Origin of the sequence: Paenibacillus sp. 2KB_20 (genome assembly GCF_052115765.1) — a bacterium.
Classification (GTDB): domain Bacteria; phylum Bacillota; class Bacilli; order Paenibacillales; family Paenibacillaceae; genus Paenibacillus_AQ.
The window spans coordinates 61,519-77,451 of the sequence record NZ_JBFRHH010000014.1; the positions used below are offsets into that span (position 1 = coordinate 61,519).

General features: G+C 43.8%; 13 protein-coding genes. All 13 read left to right on the forward strand.

Translation table 11 applies throughout. The annotated features are described in order from the left end of the window. The first annotated feature begins 60 nt into the window (after positions 1-60). The 13 genes from AB4124_RS28130 (at position 61) to AB4124_RS28190 (ending at position 15,808) form a co-directional block, all read left to right on the forward strand. Positions 61-213 carry an FDLD family class I lanthipeptide gene (locus AB4124_RS28130; RefSeq protein ID WP_220686521.1) on the forward strand — a complete coding sequence of 51 codons (153 nt, stop codon included), beginning with the start codon at positions 61-63 and terminating at the stop codon, positions 211-213. A gap of 87 nt (positions 214-300) precedes the next feature. Then, on the forward strand, positions 301-1,551 hold the full coding sequence (locus AB4124_RS28135; RefSeq protein ID WP_441974890.1) for a lanthionine synthetase C family protein: 1,251 nt from the start codon (positions 301-303) through the stop codon (positions 1,549-1,551). A gap of 39 nt (positions 1,552-1,590) precedes the next feature. Further along, entirely contained in the window at positions 1,591-2,274 is a 684-nt protein-coding gene (locus AB4124_RS28140) for a winged helix-turn-helix domain-containing protein (RefSeq protein ID WP_441974891.1), read from the forward strand. Then, on the forward strand, positions 2,246-5,476 hold the full coding sequence (locus AB4124_RS28145) for a lantibiotic dehydratase (RefSeq protein ID WP_441974892.1): 3,231 nt from the start codon (positions 2,246-2,248) through the stop codon (positions 5,474-5,476). The genes AB4124_RS28140 and AB4124_RS28145 overlap by 29 nt, the downstream gene beginning before the upstream one ends. Further along, a complete protein-coding gene (locus AB4124_RS28150; RefSeq protein WP_441974893.1) occupies positions 5,463-7,361 on the forward strand; it encodes an ABC transporter ATP-binding protein in 1,899 nt (632 codons plus the stop codon). The genes AB4124_RS28145 and AB4124_RS28150 overlap by 14 nt, the downstream gene beginning before the upstream one ends. Positions 7,362-7,536: 175 nt before the next feature. Then, positions 7,537-8,256: a response regulator transcription factor gene (locus AB4124_RS28155; RefSeq protein WP_441974894.1), complete on the forward strand. Its 720-nt coding sequence runs from the start codon at positions 7,537-7,539 to the stop codon at positions 8,254-8,256. Beyond that, the gene (locus AB4124_RS28160; RefSeq protein WP_441974895.1) at positions 8,253-9,332 is read left to right on the forward strand and encodes a sensor histidine kinase; all 1,080 of its coding nucleotides are present in this window, start codon (positions 8,253-8,255) and stop codon (positions 9,330-9,332) included. The genes AB4124_RS28155 and AB4124_RS28160 overlap by 4 nt, the downstream gene beginning before the upstream one ends. 91 nt (positions 9,333-9,423) lie before the next feature. After that, positions 9,424-10,344 carry an ABC transporter ATP-binding protein gene (locus AB4124_RS28165; protein ID WP_441974896.1) on the forward strand — a complete coding sequence of 307 codons (921 nt, stop codon included), beginning with the start codon at positions 9,424-9,426 and terminating at the stop codon, positions 10,342-10,344. Further along, positions 10,341-11,048 carry an ABC transporter permease gene (locus AB4124_RS28170; RefSeq protein ID WP_441974897.1) on the forward strand — a complete coding sequence of 236 codons (708 nt, stop codon included), beginning with the start codon at positions 10,341-10,343 and terminating at the stop codon, positions 11,046-11,048. Before AB4124_RS28165 ends, AB4124_RS28170 begins: the two co-directional genes overlap by 4 nt. A gap of 14 nt (positions 11,049-11,062) precedes the next feature. Then, positions 11,063-11,797, forward strand: coding sequence for an ABC transporter permease (locus AB4124_RS28175; RefSeq protein WP_441974898.1), 735 nt, complete (start codon positions 11,063-11,065; stop codon positions 11,795-11,797). 447 nt (positions 11,798-12,244) lie between these two features. After that, the gene (locus tag AB4124_RS28180) at positions 12,245-13,555 is read left to right on the forward strand and encodes a sugar ABC transporter substrate-binding protein (protein WP_076325597.1); all 1,311 of its coding nucleotides are present in this window, start codon (positions 12,245-12,247) and stop codon (positions 13,553-13,555) included. Positions 13,556-13,652: 97 nt separating this feature from the next. After that, positions 13,653-14,966 carry a sugar ABC transporter permease gene (locus AB4124_RS28185; RefSeq protein WP_076325596.1) on the forward strand — a complete coding sequence of 438 codons (1,314 nt, stop codon included), beginning with the start codon at positions 13,653-13,655 and terminating at the stop codon, positions 14,964-14,966. After that, positions 14,966-15,808 (forward strand): sugar ABC transporter permease, encoded by an 843-nt coding sequence (locus AB4124_RS28190; protein WP_076325595.1) that lies wholly within the window; start codon positions 14,966-14,968, stop codon positions 15,806-15,808. The genes AB4124_RS28185 and AB4124_RS28190 overlap by 1 nt, the downstream gene beginning before the upstream one ends. The last annotated feature ends 125 nt before the right edge of the window (positions 15,809-15,933 follow it).

The following is a 15,933-nucleotide window of genomic DNA, read 5'->3' on the forward strand; positions in this document are numbered from 1 at the left end:
AAGATTATTTAATATATGGAGTAATATTATTTAATTGTAAAATAAAGGAGGTGAAATTTAATGAACAACCAATTCGATTTGGACCTGCAAGTTGCACAAAATGAGGTTGCTCCAAATGAAGTACAACCTGCAAGCGGCCTTATTTGTACTCCATCATGCCTGACGGGAACATTGAATTGCAAAATCAGCTTGTCTTTTTGCAGAACGTGTTAATAATAGCATTCGGGCAACAAAAGACACGGTTAATTTAAACCGTGTCTTTTCTCACGTTTTTATATTTTGAAGGGAGAAGGAAGCGATGTGAGGACAAGCTGTTTAAAGGAACAATCCATTAGTATTAGTAAATTTATTGCTGAAAGACTGGTTGACCTTTCATATATAGAGAACATTGCGACGAGCCCCGCAAACCATTCTCCTTCCAGGGGAACAGCTCCCTGGAATCCGATTTCATTAGCCGATGGTATTCCTGGCTTATGGGTATTATTCGCTGAATGGGATCGACTTGAACCGGATCGGGGCTGGAAGGAGTCCATTCATCAGCATTTATTATCTTTATATAGAGCCGTGTCGCTTCGAATTCCTGAAATTTCACTTTTTTCGGGAGTAACAGGGGTAGCCTATGGACTATTCATAGCATCGGATGATCGTACAAATTATACACAAACACTCTCTCAATTAAATCAATATATAACAAGCCAATTTGCGGAAGGCAGAACAATTCCGGGCCTGGATTCGCTCGATGTCGTCAGTGGCTTATGCGGTGTTGCCAGATATGTGCTGGAGGCAAGCGAGTATGATGATGGCATGCGCGAAATTGCCGTTCCTCTAATAACGAAAATCATCGGGGAATCCCAATCTATGATAGATGCTGTCCTCTGCGGAATGGATCGACAGGTTCAACACGGCATTGCTCATGGTCTTGCCGGCATTCTTGCCTTATTGGTTACAGCTCTTCATAAACAAGTTAAGGTTAAGAACCTGCAACATACGATTCATAGAATCGCCGATTATTTGGCACAGCAAACTCGAGAGGACCGATATGGCCGATTCTGGCCGATATCTTCCAAACCTGACGGCTCATATCGAAGTGAAGAGGAAGAGACGAGACAAATCGAAGGCTGGTGTCACGGTACTTTAGGAATCTCGCTTACATTATTGCGGGCAGGAATCCAGTGCAGCAATGAAGGATGGAAGAAGGTTGCTGCCGAAGCTGCGGGATCTGCGTTCAGGCTCGGAGAGGATGAGCTAGGTTCGATGACGCCTTCATTTTGCCATGGACTGGCTGGTTTATTGCACTTGGCCAACCATTTGCATGCGCTATGCGATAATGATGAAGCTTCTTTGTTTGCAGACAAAGTGGCATTGAGATTGATGAATATGTTTGATGAATCAAGCCCTTTTGGTTATCGAGATCAAGAAGATACGGTTTGTACTGACAATCCCGGCTTACTGCAAGGGGCTGTCGGAATTGCATTGGGCTTGCTTGATTATGGAAAACGGGATGATCCGATGTATCTGGGAAAATGGAGAGAGTTATTTCTCATGTCATAGCCTTGAGTAAAGCAGGACTATTACTGACAGGGGGTTTATATGAAGAATACAATTGTAGCTGTTTCACCTGATAGTCCCATTAAGGTGTTTTTAAACCGGATTAATCATTCTAACAACATTGAAGTATTATCCTGTGATTCCTTTAACCAAATTGAAATGATAACCGATCATCGATGTATGGGGGTTCTTGTGTGTCAGAAGAATATAACTATGAAGGATCTGTCAATCTGGCACAGGCTTCGAGAGAAGAGTGCTGTTCCTTTTATATTTATTACGCCGGGAAACAATGAACAACTTGAATATGAGATTTTAAATCAGTTATTTTCTCTTACCGCCCAACCTGACGTAAAGAAAGCAGGACCGGAGCGCGAGGTCATTTATTTATCACCCAATGTCATATTTGATCCGAGCTGTAAGGTGATTTGGAAGCAGGGAGAGGGGCAAATGCTTACATTGATGGAATATAGGCTGCTTGAATATTTTCTGGAATCCGGAGACTGGGTGATAGATATTGATCATATTATCAATAAGGTTTGGGGAGTTGATACATTTACCTCTTCGAATACGGTATATGTCCATATTCGAAAACTGAGAGAGAAAATAGAGGAGGATCCTAGCAATCCCAAAATATTAGTGACCTGCCATGGGCTAGGATACCGTATGAATATCATGAATAATATGTTGGAGGTGGATCATGATGAAAGAACATTCCAGCTTAAATGATGGGGTAACCCATAAAATGCATGAAGGAAAAAAACAATCGGAACCATGGTTTAAGCCATGTGATTTTTTTATAGTGAGAACCCCGCTGCTTTCACTTGATACCTATTTACAAGTCATGTCTCAACATAATTTCCAATCCGAGAAGGTTGAGCTGGAGACGATAGGGCGTTTAAAAGAAGAGGCCTCTAGATCCATAGTCAAGGAAGCAATCAGTGTTGCCTCTCCGTCACTAAGATCCTTCTATGAGTTTTTGAACACCTCAACGGACGAAGCTGACAAAAAAACCATTCAAAAATATGAAAAGACACTGGTCAGCCTGTTCCGTTATTTTATTCGTATGTCGACACGAACAACGCCTTTCGGTCTCTTTTCAAGGGTCGGTCAAGGATATTTCGGAGACCGGAGCGACTTGGAGGTATGTTCGTTCCTGGAAAATCAAAAAAGGGCGAGGCCTGATATGGAATGGATCTTTCATTTAATTAAATTAGTCGAGTCCGATCCCGTTATATTTGATGAATTAAAGGTTCGAATGAATCGAACACTGATGATCAAAGGAGATCGGGTCAAATTACCGTTTCGGCCTCAATACGGGATATTGAATCTTGATGCTATTCCCGAAGGAGTCAATTCGATTGGATTGACAGAGGTTGTTGGTTTGATGCTTCAGGCAGCAAAGGAACCTATTGACGTGAAAACGCTAAAGAGAGCAATTCTAGAAGCATTCCCGGAATCCAATTTAAACATCATTCATAATTATTTGCACCAGCTGTTAGAACAGGAATTTATATTAAGCGAGCTTCGGCCCCCGCTCATGGATGTACGGCCGCTAGAACATATACTAACGGTTTTGTCTGGAAAATCGGGATCTGATAAGTGGTTGGAAATTCTGAGCGAAGTTCAGGCTTTGTTACTCCAATATGAAACCAGCGAGATTGGTAACGGTGAGCACATCTATCGCCGACTTACGGAGAAGATGCTTGATGTCGTTAAGACCAGTAATCTGGTTCAGGTTGATGTGAGGCTGGAGAAGGATGTCACTCTTCCACGGTCCATAACTAACGATGTTGTCTTGGGAGCAGAGTTGATGTGCAAATTGCATGTGCCAGAAGGACATGAATTAAATGAGTATTTAAACCGCTTTCTCGAGAAATATGGGGTCTATCAGGAAATTCCAATCAATGAGCTTTTTGATAGCGATTGGGGTTTAGGTATCCCTAAAGCCTATCAACCGGATTTTAATCCAGGAACCCAACAGGTCTCCTATACTCGCAACTCGATTCTATTTCAGCTGGTAACCGAGGCAATTGCGGAGGGCTCCGCTGAGTGTGTGCTGACGGATGAACATATTCAAGAACTTGCTCTGAATGATGATCCACAGAACGCCCCTGAATCTTTGGAAATTTATTATTCTCTGGTGGCTGATTCCCAAGAGCATGTCGATCAAGGCGATTACAAGTTAGTTCTGGGGGCGAGTGCTGGATCGAGCGGAGCAGGAAAAACATTCGGGCGTTTTTTGGATATGTTTGATCAAGCGTTTATACAGAACTTCGAACAGATTCATTCACATGTTCAGAGATTGCATCCTAAGGCAGCCATAGCGGAGATGGTGTTTATGCCCTCCAGCGGAAGGATATCAAATATTATGATAGGGAAAAATTTATTGGAATATGAGATCGTTTCGGGTACGACTTCATCTAAGAATGAGTTAAATACACTTCATATCGACGATCTTCTAGTTGGAGCAACCTATGATCGTTTTTATATCAAATCCAAGAAGCTGGGAAGGGAGATCATTCCGCTTCAGACTCATATGTTCAATCACAGAATTTCCCCTCCGATCTTCAGGTTCCTTAGTGATATAACGAGAAAGCTCACCAAAACATGGTCCTATTTTAACTGGGGGCCAGTAGAACAGTCTCCCTTTTTGCCAAGACTCCGGTATAAGAACATCATCATTAGTTCGGCACAGTGGAGATTGGGGAAGCATACCTTGGGGGGAGAGCAGTCCGGGGGAAGTAAAGAATGGCTTGATAAATTTCATTCATGGAAGGAGAGATGGAAGGTACCTCGGTATATTTATTTGGCAATGGGGGATAACAGACTGCTGTTGGATTTACATAATCCGTTAGGTGTAGAAGAATTGAGACGCGAGATGGGGAAACTTCAAAATGGTCAAGAGTTGCTTCTAACGGAATGTATGAATCATCCAAGCTGTTCGCCTCTACATTCTAAAGGGGAAACATATATTGGTGAATTTGTTTTTCCTTTATTAAATACCAAGAGCGTGCCTCAATTATCTCCTGAGCGCGGCACATTAAACGATCCGAATTATGTACCGGTTGCATCCAGAGGTGTTCTACCGGGTGAAGACTGGCTCTATATCAAATTATATGGGACTTCTGAGCGAGAGGCTGAATTGCTAGGCTTGCATTTGGCAGATTTATGGAGACAACCTGAATTTGATAATTGGAGCAGAAGGTTCTATTTTGTACGCTATAAAGACCAGGAAAACCACATAAGATTAAGGTTTAATGGAGATCCGAAAGAGCTCTGGTCTAAAGGGATCGGCCAAATTAGTCAATGGATGCAGAGAATGCGCAATTCAGGTCTCGCGGTTTCCATGACAATAGACACCTATGTTCCCGAATTCGAGAGATATGGTGGAACAGGGTTGATCGAGATGGCAGAAGGTATATTTGCTGCAGATAGTAAGCTTGTAAGTCTTTATCTTGGGGAGGCTCGGCGTAAACGATTAAACCTTGCTTCAGAAGTAATAGCAGTAGTCAATATTCTAGATATTCTAGCTAGTTTTGGACTTACATTAGAAGGGCAAAAGAAATGGCTGGAGGAAAGAGTTGACGGGAAGGAACATATGAAAGCATACAGAGAGTTGAAAAAGACATTAATTGAAGCCGCAGATTCTAGTCCTTCATGGCTCTACCAGGCTGACGCTTCAAATGCCATGATTGCAGCAATTGATGAGAGGCGATCCTTGATTAGAACGTACTCCGAATCCTTAGAGACTGCCAAACAACGGGGGTTAACGAATCATCCGCACGATATTTTAGCCAGTTTGGTGCATATGCATTTAAACCGTTTGCTCGGTGTTGACAGGGAGCTTGAGATTAAATGTATGGCTTTAGCCAAATATACCGCATCTCATTTTTATTATGCGAAAGGAGCTCTACATGTTATCTCCTGATACAAATATGAAGGACGAGTATGTGTCGTTCTCCTCCAAAAATATATTTCGGACATTTCTCTTTTGGCCCCGCATATTCAAGCTTCTGTGGGAAACGCATGCCGGTTATTTAATCGGCATCTTGGTTTCAAACCTGTTTAAAGGGATTTTACCTGCGATTGCCCTGCTTGCAACAAGAGAATTGATAAATAGCGTAGTAGCAAGTGTGCCTCAAGGAGAGTTCAGGCCCATTCTTCTAGCCTTTGGCTTTTTAATGTTGTTGAACATTCTATCAGACTTCGTTGGTATCGTTGACGGGTATTTTCGGAAAATGTTTCAAAGCCTTCTATCCAATCGGGTCAATTTAAAATTAATCGAGAAGGCTCATCAGATGACGCTCCAGTCCTTTGAAGACGCCGATGTGCAGAACAAACTGCAGCGTGCGCAAGGAGAAGCCAACTACAGGCCCTTTGAAATATTTGTCCAAATGCTCGGAATCATTAGCGGTGTAGTAACATTAGTTTCGGCTTCCGCCATTCTTATCGCTTGGAAGTGGTGGGTTATTTTCGTGATTATCCTTATCCCTTGTCTGTCGTTTTATTCTTTCCTGAAGATCGGCCAGAGAGAATTCTACACCTACTATCAGAGAGCTGGAAAGCAGCGCGAATCCTGGTATCTGTCATTTCTGGTTACTCGAGACAACAGCTTTAAAGAAATCAAAATATTCCAACTGGGGAATTATCTGCGGGAAAGATATTTATCGATACTCAATGGCTTCCATCTTGAGGACAAGAAACTGGCTTCACGCAGGTCGTATACCTCACTAATCTTTCAGGTGATCAATCAGATCGCCTGCGGATTCATTATTTTCCTGGCTGTCCGGAGCGCGTATATCGGACAAATCATGTTGGGGAATTTAATCAGCTTTATTCAGGCTATCAATCTTACCCAATCGACGTCGCAAAATATCGTTCAGGGAATTTTGAGCCTATGTCAAAATAACTTATATGTAAAGCAACTATTTGATTTCTTGGATATGCCGGAGGAAGAAGAGATGCAAGAAATTGAACAAAGGATATCCCAAATTCACAGCATTGAATTTCGCAACGTATCCTTCAAATACCCAAATACCAATAAAAATGCAATCTCCAATGTTAGTTTTATGCTAAATAGCAATGAGAAATTAGCCATTGTAGGCAAGAACGGATCTGGCAAATCTACGATTGTTAAGCTGATCACACAATTATATTCCAATTTTGAAGGTGACATTCTGATTAATGGTCAATCGATACGTGATTTGAATAAAGAGAGCTTCCGTGAAAAAATGGGGGTGGTGTTTCAGGACTTCGTCCAATATGAAATGACGGTCAAGGATAATGTCGGGTTTGGGGATGTGAAACAGAAGGAGAATGATCAGTTAGTATGGAAAGCCATTGAACAATCCGGCATTACGAAATTAATCAACACGCTGCCCAATAAATTAAATACGATGCTTGGAAAATGGTTTGATGATGGCCATCAGCTATCGGGTGGACAATGGCAGCGCGTTGCGATTGCCAGAGCCTTTATGAGGAATGCAGATGTTTATATTTTGGACGAACCAAGCTCATATCTGGACCCTCATTCAGAGAAAGAAGTTTTTAACAAGTTTGAGCAGCTGACACATCAAAAAATCGGGGTTTTTATCTCTCATAGATTATCTTCTGCCAAAACAGCTGATAACATTATATTGTTGGAAGAGGGCCGAATTATTGAGGCCGGCAACCATGAAAGCTTGATGAGATTAAATGGAACGTATTCGGAAATGTTTGAAATTCAAGCTTCCTCCTATCTCTCATCAAATGATGAAGAGACTTTGGAAGAGAATGCGTCTATATCTTCTTTTGTTAGCACTTCGGCCGAATAATATATGGTACAGCCAAAGTACAGGCAAGCCCATTCTTGGATTCTGTTGTTAGGGGTGGTCGGTGAATGCATCCTTTTATTAACAAGAATTCAGAAATGGGCTTATTATTTTGTCTCTCTGTTATATAATACAGTTAACAGTTTGTTGAAATATGAAAATAATGGAGAAAAATGCTATGGAAAATATTTCTATACTGCTTGTGGATGATGAACAAGGGTTATGCGATATGTTGACTACCGTTTTGAAGAAGGAAGGCTTTCGGCATATTCGAAGTGTGGGTACAGGGCAGGAAGCGGTGCGAATATTAACGGAGTTTAATCCGGACGTGATCATACTGGATGTCATGCTTCCGGATGAGGACGGCTTCGAGGTGTGCCGAAAAATTCGCAAAATGACCGAAACGCCGATTCTTTTTCTTACCGCCCGGGATGCTGACTTGGACAAGCTGATGGGGTTTGGCATTGGCGGGGACGATTATATTACGAAACCATTTAATCCATTGGAGGTTGTTGCCCGCACCAAAGCTCGTCTGAAGTATAAAACACAGCGGGAACAAGAGGCTCAGCAGCCGCGATTAACTCAATGGGATTTTGGTTATTTTCGGGTAGATCTTACAGCGGGGGAGCTGATCGTAAATGGAAACCATGTGGAGTGCCCAGCACGCGAATGGGAGTTGCTTGTATTCCTATGCCGAAATCCAAATCGTATTTTTAGTACGCGTCAATTATACGAATTAGTTTGGAACGAGTCGTACCTTGGGGATGAGAAGACGGTTGTAATCCATATCTTCAGGTTGAGAAAAAGGATGGAGCCCGATCCCGGAAACCCACGGTTTATTGTTAACGTTCGTGGACTTGGCTACAAAATGCTGGCCCCAAGGAAGGGAAAAGAATGAATCCAATGGTCACGATGGCTTTTCGCTTTATCAAAGTAACCATTATTTTGGTGATGATGTTTGTTTTGAGTTTTATTTTGTGTGCGGTGATATTTATATATCTTCAGGATTGGATGAATCCCCGGGGCACGATATCCATGAAGACTTTTTTAGCTGTTACGGGCTTCGTGCTAATGGTTATATTTTTTATTGCTTTCGGTTGGTGTGTGGGCAAACCTCTCACTTATCTAATACGCTGGATCAACCGATTATCCGAAGGAAATTACAGCCAGCCGCAGGAACATTTCCGTATGCCGAGCGAAGGCTCTGATGGCTCATTACATCATAACCACTATCGTTATCCGTATGTCTTATATAAAGAATTATTTGATCGAATGACGCAATTATCGAATCAATTGCAGCGCAGCGAGACCGATCGAATAAATATGGAGGCGAAGAAGCAGGAATGGATCGCTGCTATTAGCCACGACCTCAAGACGCCACTGTCCTATGTCGAAGGATATGCTCATATGCTCGCGGCGGCCGATTATCAATGGACCGATGAAGAAAAGCAGAATTTTAGCAGGCAGATCAGTGATAAGACAGCGGAAATGAAGCAGCTGATCCATGACTTGAACCAAACGGGCCGATGGTCTGTCGAACAGTTCCCCATGAATAAAAGGGAGGATGATATCGTGAATTTTCTGCGTGATATGATGATCGATATCGCAAACCACCCGTTAGCCGAGCAAGCTTCATTTACGTTTACTGAGCAAGAGAGCGTGTGCATGATGGATTTTGACAGCAGACTGTTAGGCAGAGTCTTTCAAAATGTATTCATGAATGCGGTTATTCATAATCCGCCCGGCATCGAGATTCAGTGCGGTATCTCTTTAGACGGAAAGCGTTGTATCATCGTGATCGAGGATAATGGAATTGGGATCCAGGAAACAAAGTTAAGACAGGCTCTGGATCAATCCGGTAAAGGAATTGCTATAGCCAATGCCTTTGTCGAAGCCCATGCAGGCTGTATGAGCATTCTGCCCGCAGATGGTAAGGGCACCCAGGTTAAAATTGTATTACCGATCCGTTCATAAATTATCCTAACGTTCATTTCTTGTTTACCTATTGTTTATTCCCCGTTGCTAAACTTTAAGTGTTAGCGATGCCAAGCAGGAGGAATTAGAGATGAACGAATATGCTATCGATACACATCAACTGACCCGACGATTCGGGCAGCGAGAAACAGTAAAGCAGATTAATTTGAAGGTTCCCAAGCGGGAGGTCTATGGATTTTTGGGGCCAAATGGAGCCGGTAAGACAACAACGATTCGGATGCTCCTAGGACTCATCCGCTCGTCATCCGGGGAGATTCGTATACTTGGCAAAGATCTGAAGAAGAACCGAATGGACATTTTAAAAGATGTGGGTTCTCTCGTAGAATCTCCTTCATACTATGCTCATCTTTCAGGATACAATAATTTGAAAATCATGGCGCTAATCCACGGTATACAAGAATCCAGGATTCAGGAGGTTCTGGAATGGGTGAGACTTAATCATGCAGCTCATCAGTCGGTCAGGAGTTATTCACTTGGCATGAAACAGCGGCTCGGGATCGCAATGGCGCTTATTACGAATCCCAAATTATTGATTCTGGATGAGCCGACGAACGGACTTGATCCATCAGGAATTCAGGAAATTCGTGAGCTGATTACTAGACTTCCTCGTGATTTTGATATAACGGTTTTGCTCTCAAGCCATTTATTGAGCGAAATTGAGCAGGTTGCAACCTGGGTGGGAATTATTAACCAGGGGGAAATGATTTTTCAAGGACCGCTTAAGGAATTAACCGACCGAAGTAAGCCTTATGTATGGATTGAGATGGATCGGCCTGTGGAAGCAGCAGCTGCTCTGAACGATCATGGATGGGATGCGGAACCTGAAATAACAACTGGTCAGATCAGAACTTCCATGACCAACAGGCCGCAATCGGCGGAAATGATTCGCTTTCTTGTGAATCGGCAATATGATGTATACCGTATAACGGAGAAGAAGAAGACCCTTGAGGAAATCTTTCTGGAATTGACCGGTCAGGAGAACAGCTTATGATACTGGAACTGATGCGTGCAGAGGGATTAAAGCTGAAGCAATTATGCCGGTGGATGCCTCTCATTCAAGGCATCATTTTAATCAGTATGACGGCTCTTGAGTGGTATCTTTATTTTCGTCAAGGTCCCGGGGGCATCTATTCTGGCTTTGCCGTAATGTATTTGTTCTTATCATTCATTTTTTTATTGGGAATTACGCTCCTAGCCAGTATTATGGCCGGTACCGAGCACGAAACCAAGGCATGGAAGCAGCTTCTTGCGATGCCTGTTCCTAAAGGCTCTGTGTTCCTGGCAAAAATGGCGTGGATATTTATTTTGCAGTTATGTACCGTAATCATTACTATTGCTGGCATGTGCATGATCTGGGTTCTATACTCGGATGAACCGATACCATGGGGAATTATGATATTGCAGCCTCTATTCGCATGTTTGTCGACACTGCCGATGATGGCCATTCAGCTCTGGTTGTCTACTGTATTTTCCAACCAGGCATTACCGCTGGCTATAGGGATATTTGGATCTATCTCCAGCCTGTTTTTAGCTCGAAGCCATTCTTTTGTGATTCAGATCCTTCCCTGGTCGTATCCGTCATTATCCAGTCCGCTTATCCCTGGTCATATGCAGTGGATCGGAATCTCACTTGGAATAGGGGGATTGCTGTCGGCTCTGGGAGCTCTCCTGTTTGCCAAGAGAGAATTTGAATAGGGGGTTGCCGGATCATGAGAATGCTGTTACGTGCTGAAGGAATGAAACTTCAATGGAGAGTTATATTTTTACTCATTGTATTGGATACGCTGATCAACTCAGCGATGGGAGCGATGCAGCTTCAGAGTTTAAGAGACTTTTTTCCGCCTAGCTGGACTACGCTCTATATACACAGCGTCAATCTTCATTCTATGTTTTTCTATCCTCTGTATAGCGGGATTGTAGCCTCCTTATTGTGTTTATATGAGCATAAAGATGGGGGCTGGAAGATAACGATGAGTTTGCCGGTTCCCCGTTATAAGGTCTTTTACGTAAAATATATTTTGTTGGTCGGGATTTTGGCGTTGGTGCAAATCGTATTTTTGCTCGGCTATCTTGGGACTGGTTATCTTGTTCAGGCTCCTGAAAGGATTCCGTGGGAGACATTACTGTATTCAGTCATTGGGGGATGGATAGGAGTTTTACCGCTCGCTGCTTTACAACTTATGGTTTCGATAAGAGTGCGTAATTTCGGAGCCTCGCTGGCCATGTCCGTAGGTTATGTGGTACCGAATATCGTGCTGACAGGTTTTCATTCTGCGATTGGGGCCTGGCTTCCGTTTACAATTCCCTACTATGTTATGATGCCACAGTCAGCGCTTTACGCGCCGAGAGTTGAACCTTATAGCTTGTGGTCAATTGTGATATTTACGGGAATGGTGTACTTGTTGATGGGGCAGAGGTTCGTTGAAAAAAGAGATTGGTTGTAGCCCGACCGCTAAACATATAGGTGGTCAATAGGTTTTCTTTACCCTGGTGTACTAACACCAGGGTTTGTTTAATGATAAGTCGATGTGCAAACGTTTGTGCAACATTAGGGCGTTTTACAGCCGTTCTCGTCCATTTTTGAGAGTAGAAAGACTGGATTGCACAGCATATGCACAACTATTTTTATGATAACTTACGAAATAGAGTGAATAGTGAAGGTAATAAGAGATTATTTGCTTAAAACGGGTAAAAATGATCTGTGCAAACGTTTTTACATTCGATAATAAATGTTGTATGATGTTTTCAGTGAATGAAGCGCTTTCTCGACGGGATTTTTCCTGAGTATCTCGCCAGATGCTACATAGAAAAAGAGACGCTGAAAATTTCTGAAATCGTTTGCGCAGATTTCCAACATTTTCTGATCATTTATTGAGAGGGGTAATCATGGAATGAAGATGAAGAAACTACTTACGCTAGCTGCAACCTTCACGTTGGCGTTCTCCATTACAGCGTGCGGAGGAAATTCACCTGCTCCTGCTGCTGAGGCACCTGCTGAGAATCCACCGGCACAGGAGACGCCGGCCGAAAATACAGAAGCACCGGAACTTAAGCCAGAGGAAGGCGCTAAATTGATCGTATGGGAAAGTAGAGACGAAAGAGCCTACACGGATGCGGTTGCTAAAGAATTTACCGAAAAATACGGTGTTGAAGTAACCATCGAAGAATTGTCTCCAACCGACCAAGTGACCAAGCTTCAACAAGACGGACCATCCGGATTGGGTGCTGACGTTGTATTGTTCCCTCACGATAACCTGGGTAAAGCCGTAGCTACAAACCTGGTTCTGCCAAATGATTACTTCGAAGAAAAAACGAAGAGCAGCAACACGGAAGCCGCTATCCAAGGCGTAAGTTATGACGGCGTTCTGTATGGATACCCGCGCGCTGCTGAAACATACCTGATGTACTACAACAAAGACTTGGTAAAAGAAGTTCCAACAACGATGGAAGAAGTTATTGAGTTCAGCAAAACCTTCACAGACAAATCCAAGAACAAGTATGGATTCATGTTCGAAACAGGTAACCTGTACTTCGCCTATCCATTCCTTGCTTCCAATGGCGGCTACATCTTTGGTAACGGCGGCGCAGATGTCAACGATATCGGCCTCAACAATGAAGGCGCAGTCAAGAGTATGGAAGTTTACGCAAGCCTGAAAGAAATCCTTCCGGTTAAATCCGGCGACATTACGCCTGATATTAAACGCGGACTGTTCACATCCGGCGATCTGGCTATGGACATTAACGGACCTTGGGAGCTTGGCGGATACAAAGAAGCGCTTGGCGACAAGCTTGGCGTTGCTCCAATCCCAACCATCGGCGGCCAGCCTGCTGTATCGTTCTCCGGTATCAAAGCTTGGTACGTAAGCTCGTTCACGAAATACCCGCAAGCCGCTCGCTTGTTCGCGGACTTTGCAACAAGCAAAGAAGCTCAATTGAAACTGAGCGCATTGGTTGGATCGGTTCCGACAAACAATGAAGCTCAAGAAGACGATCAAATCAAGAATGACGAGTATGTATCCGCATTCACAGAGCAATTCAAATCTTCCCAACCGATGCCATCCGTTCCTGAAATGGCTAACGTATGGTCTCCTGTAGGTGCTGCATTGGCTGAGATCTGGGATAACAACAAAGACGTGAAAGAAACGCTTGATAAAGCTGTAAATCAAGTGAAAGATCTCAACAGTGGTGGAGCTAGCGAGTAATTACGTTCTTATATAATACGAGAAAGATGAAGAAGTTCACCCGCCGAACAACCGGCGGGTGATTCCTCGATTATATGGAGAGGAGAATGGAGGGAGCATGCGTCAACATCGTACGACAGCAGCCGTATTATCAGCCATCTGTATGGGTCTGGGTCAGCTTTACAACCGGCAATGGATCAAAGGCGTTCTTTTACTTATCGTAGGTATATTCAGTCTGTATTACTTCATCAACAACCTGGGTGATGCCATCTGGGGAATGACAACTTTGGGGGAACAGGGAAGCCATTTAGAGAAAGTCAACGGTTTAACCCAAATGGTAGCAGGTGACCATTCCATCAATCTCCTGATTGAAGGACTTATCACCATGATTATGTTTGCAATTTTTCTTATTGGGTATTATGCCAATATCAAAAACGCATATAACGCTGGAAAACTAAGGGAACAGGGTGTAAAACCCAACAATTTCAGACAGACCCTTTATTATATTTTTGAATGGAAATTCGCGCAATCGTTCCTGACACTGCCGGCGATCGGTATTTTGTTTTTTACGGTCATGCCGATTATCTTCATGGTCATGCTGGCGTTTACCAACTATTCCGCTCCAAACAATCTGCCGCCGGCGAATCTGGTTGACTGGGTCGGTTTCAAAACCTTTACCAATCTCGTTGCATTGAAATCATGGAGCCACACCTTCTTCGGCGTCCTGACCTGGACGATCATCTGGGCGGTGCTGGCAACAGTAACGACGTATTTTGGCGGTGTGCTTGTTGCACTGCTTATTCAACAAAAGGGAATTCGTTTCAAAGGCGTATGGCGTGTCATTCTGATCATTCCATATGCGATTCCGCAGCTGATTTCTTTGCTAGTGATGCGTAATATGTTTAACGGGCAATTCGGACCGATCAACCAGTATTTAAGATATTTCGGTTTGGAAGGCCTGCCATGGCTGACCGATCCGGTCTGGGCCAAAGTGACCGTTATTATCGTCAATATGTGGGTAGGTATCCCGGTATCCATGCTTCTTGTCATGAGTGTCCTGACTACGATTCCGAAGGATCTCTATGAAGCGGCTGATGTGGATGGGGCGACCGGATTCCAGAAATTCAAAATCATCACCCTGCCGATGATTATGTTCTCGACGGCACCGGTACTGATTACGCAGTTTGCCGGTAATATCAATAACTTTAACTTGATTTTCCTCCTGACGAACGGGAATCCGGTTGTGGGTGACTATCAATACGCGGGCGCGACGGACCTGCTGGTAACCTGGCTCTATAAACTGACGCTGGATCAGCAGCGCTACAGCATGGCATCGGCCATCGGTATTATCATCTTCATGATTATTGCGACCTTCTCGATTTACAATTATCGCAGAACCAGATCCTTTAAAGAGGAGGATATGATCCAATAATGGGAATTAAAATGAGAAATGCGATTCGTCTGACGGCAAGTTATATCACGCTTGTCATCATCGCGATCGGTTGTATTTACCCGGCGCTCTGGATTATTCTGGCCTCTTTCCGTCCCGGAAAGTCGTTGTACAGCAAATCCTTGATTCCAGAATCTTTTACGCTCAGTCATTATAAAGAATTGTTTACGTCCCAAAGCTTTCTGTTTGGCACGTGGTACATGAATACATTGAAAATTGCGATATTCTCCATGATTATCGGGACCATTCTTGTTCTGCTTACAAGTTATGCGGTATCCCGGTTCCGGTTTAAAGGCCGGCAGAATGCGCTATCGGTCATTCTCGTGCTGGGGATGTTCCCGGGCTTCATGAGTATGATCGCCCTGTATATCCTGCTGAACTCCCTGGATCTGCTGAACACGCATGCGGCAATGATTATCGTGTATGCGGCAGGGGCGCCGCTAGGCGGAACTCTGATCATGAAGGGCTTTCTGGATACGATACCGCGAAGTTTGGATGAAGCGGCGAAGATCGACGGAGCCACCAATTTCCAGATTTTCCGCAAAATCATTCTGCCGTTGTCGAAGCCGATGATCACGTATATGGGCTTGACCCTGTTCGTTGGTCCGTGGGTAGACTTTATCTTTGCCAGACTCGTGCTCCGGACAAAAGAAAACTGGACGCTCGCCGTCGGTCTATGGGATCTAGTCAACTCGACTCAAGACAGTAACTTTACGCTGTTCGCAGCGGCATCGGTGCTGATCGCACTGCCGATCACCCTGCTGTTTGTGTTCCTGCAGCGTTTGCTGGTCGATGGCATGACGGCTGGTGCAAGCAAAGGGTAAGGAACGGATAGCTAATCGTATGGATTCATCATAAGACAGATAGATAGAGAGAACAGCGAAGAGACACAGCCAGTAACCGCTAGCTGTGTCTTTTTGCATTCAAACATGCGATGCAGGGGGGCATA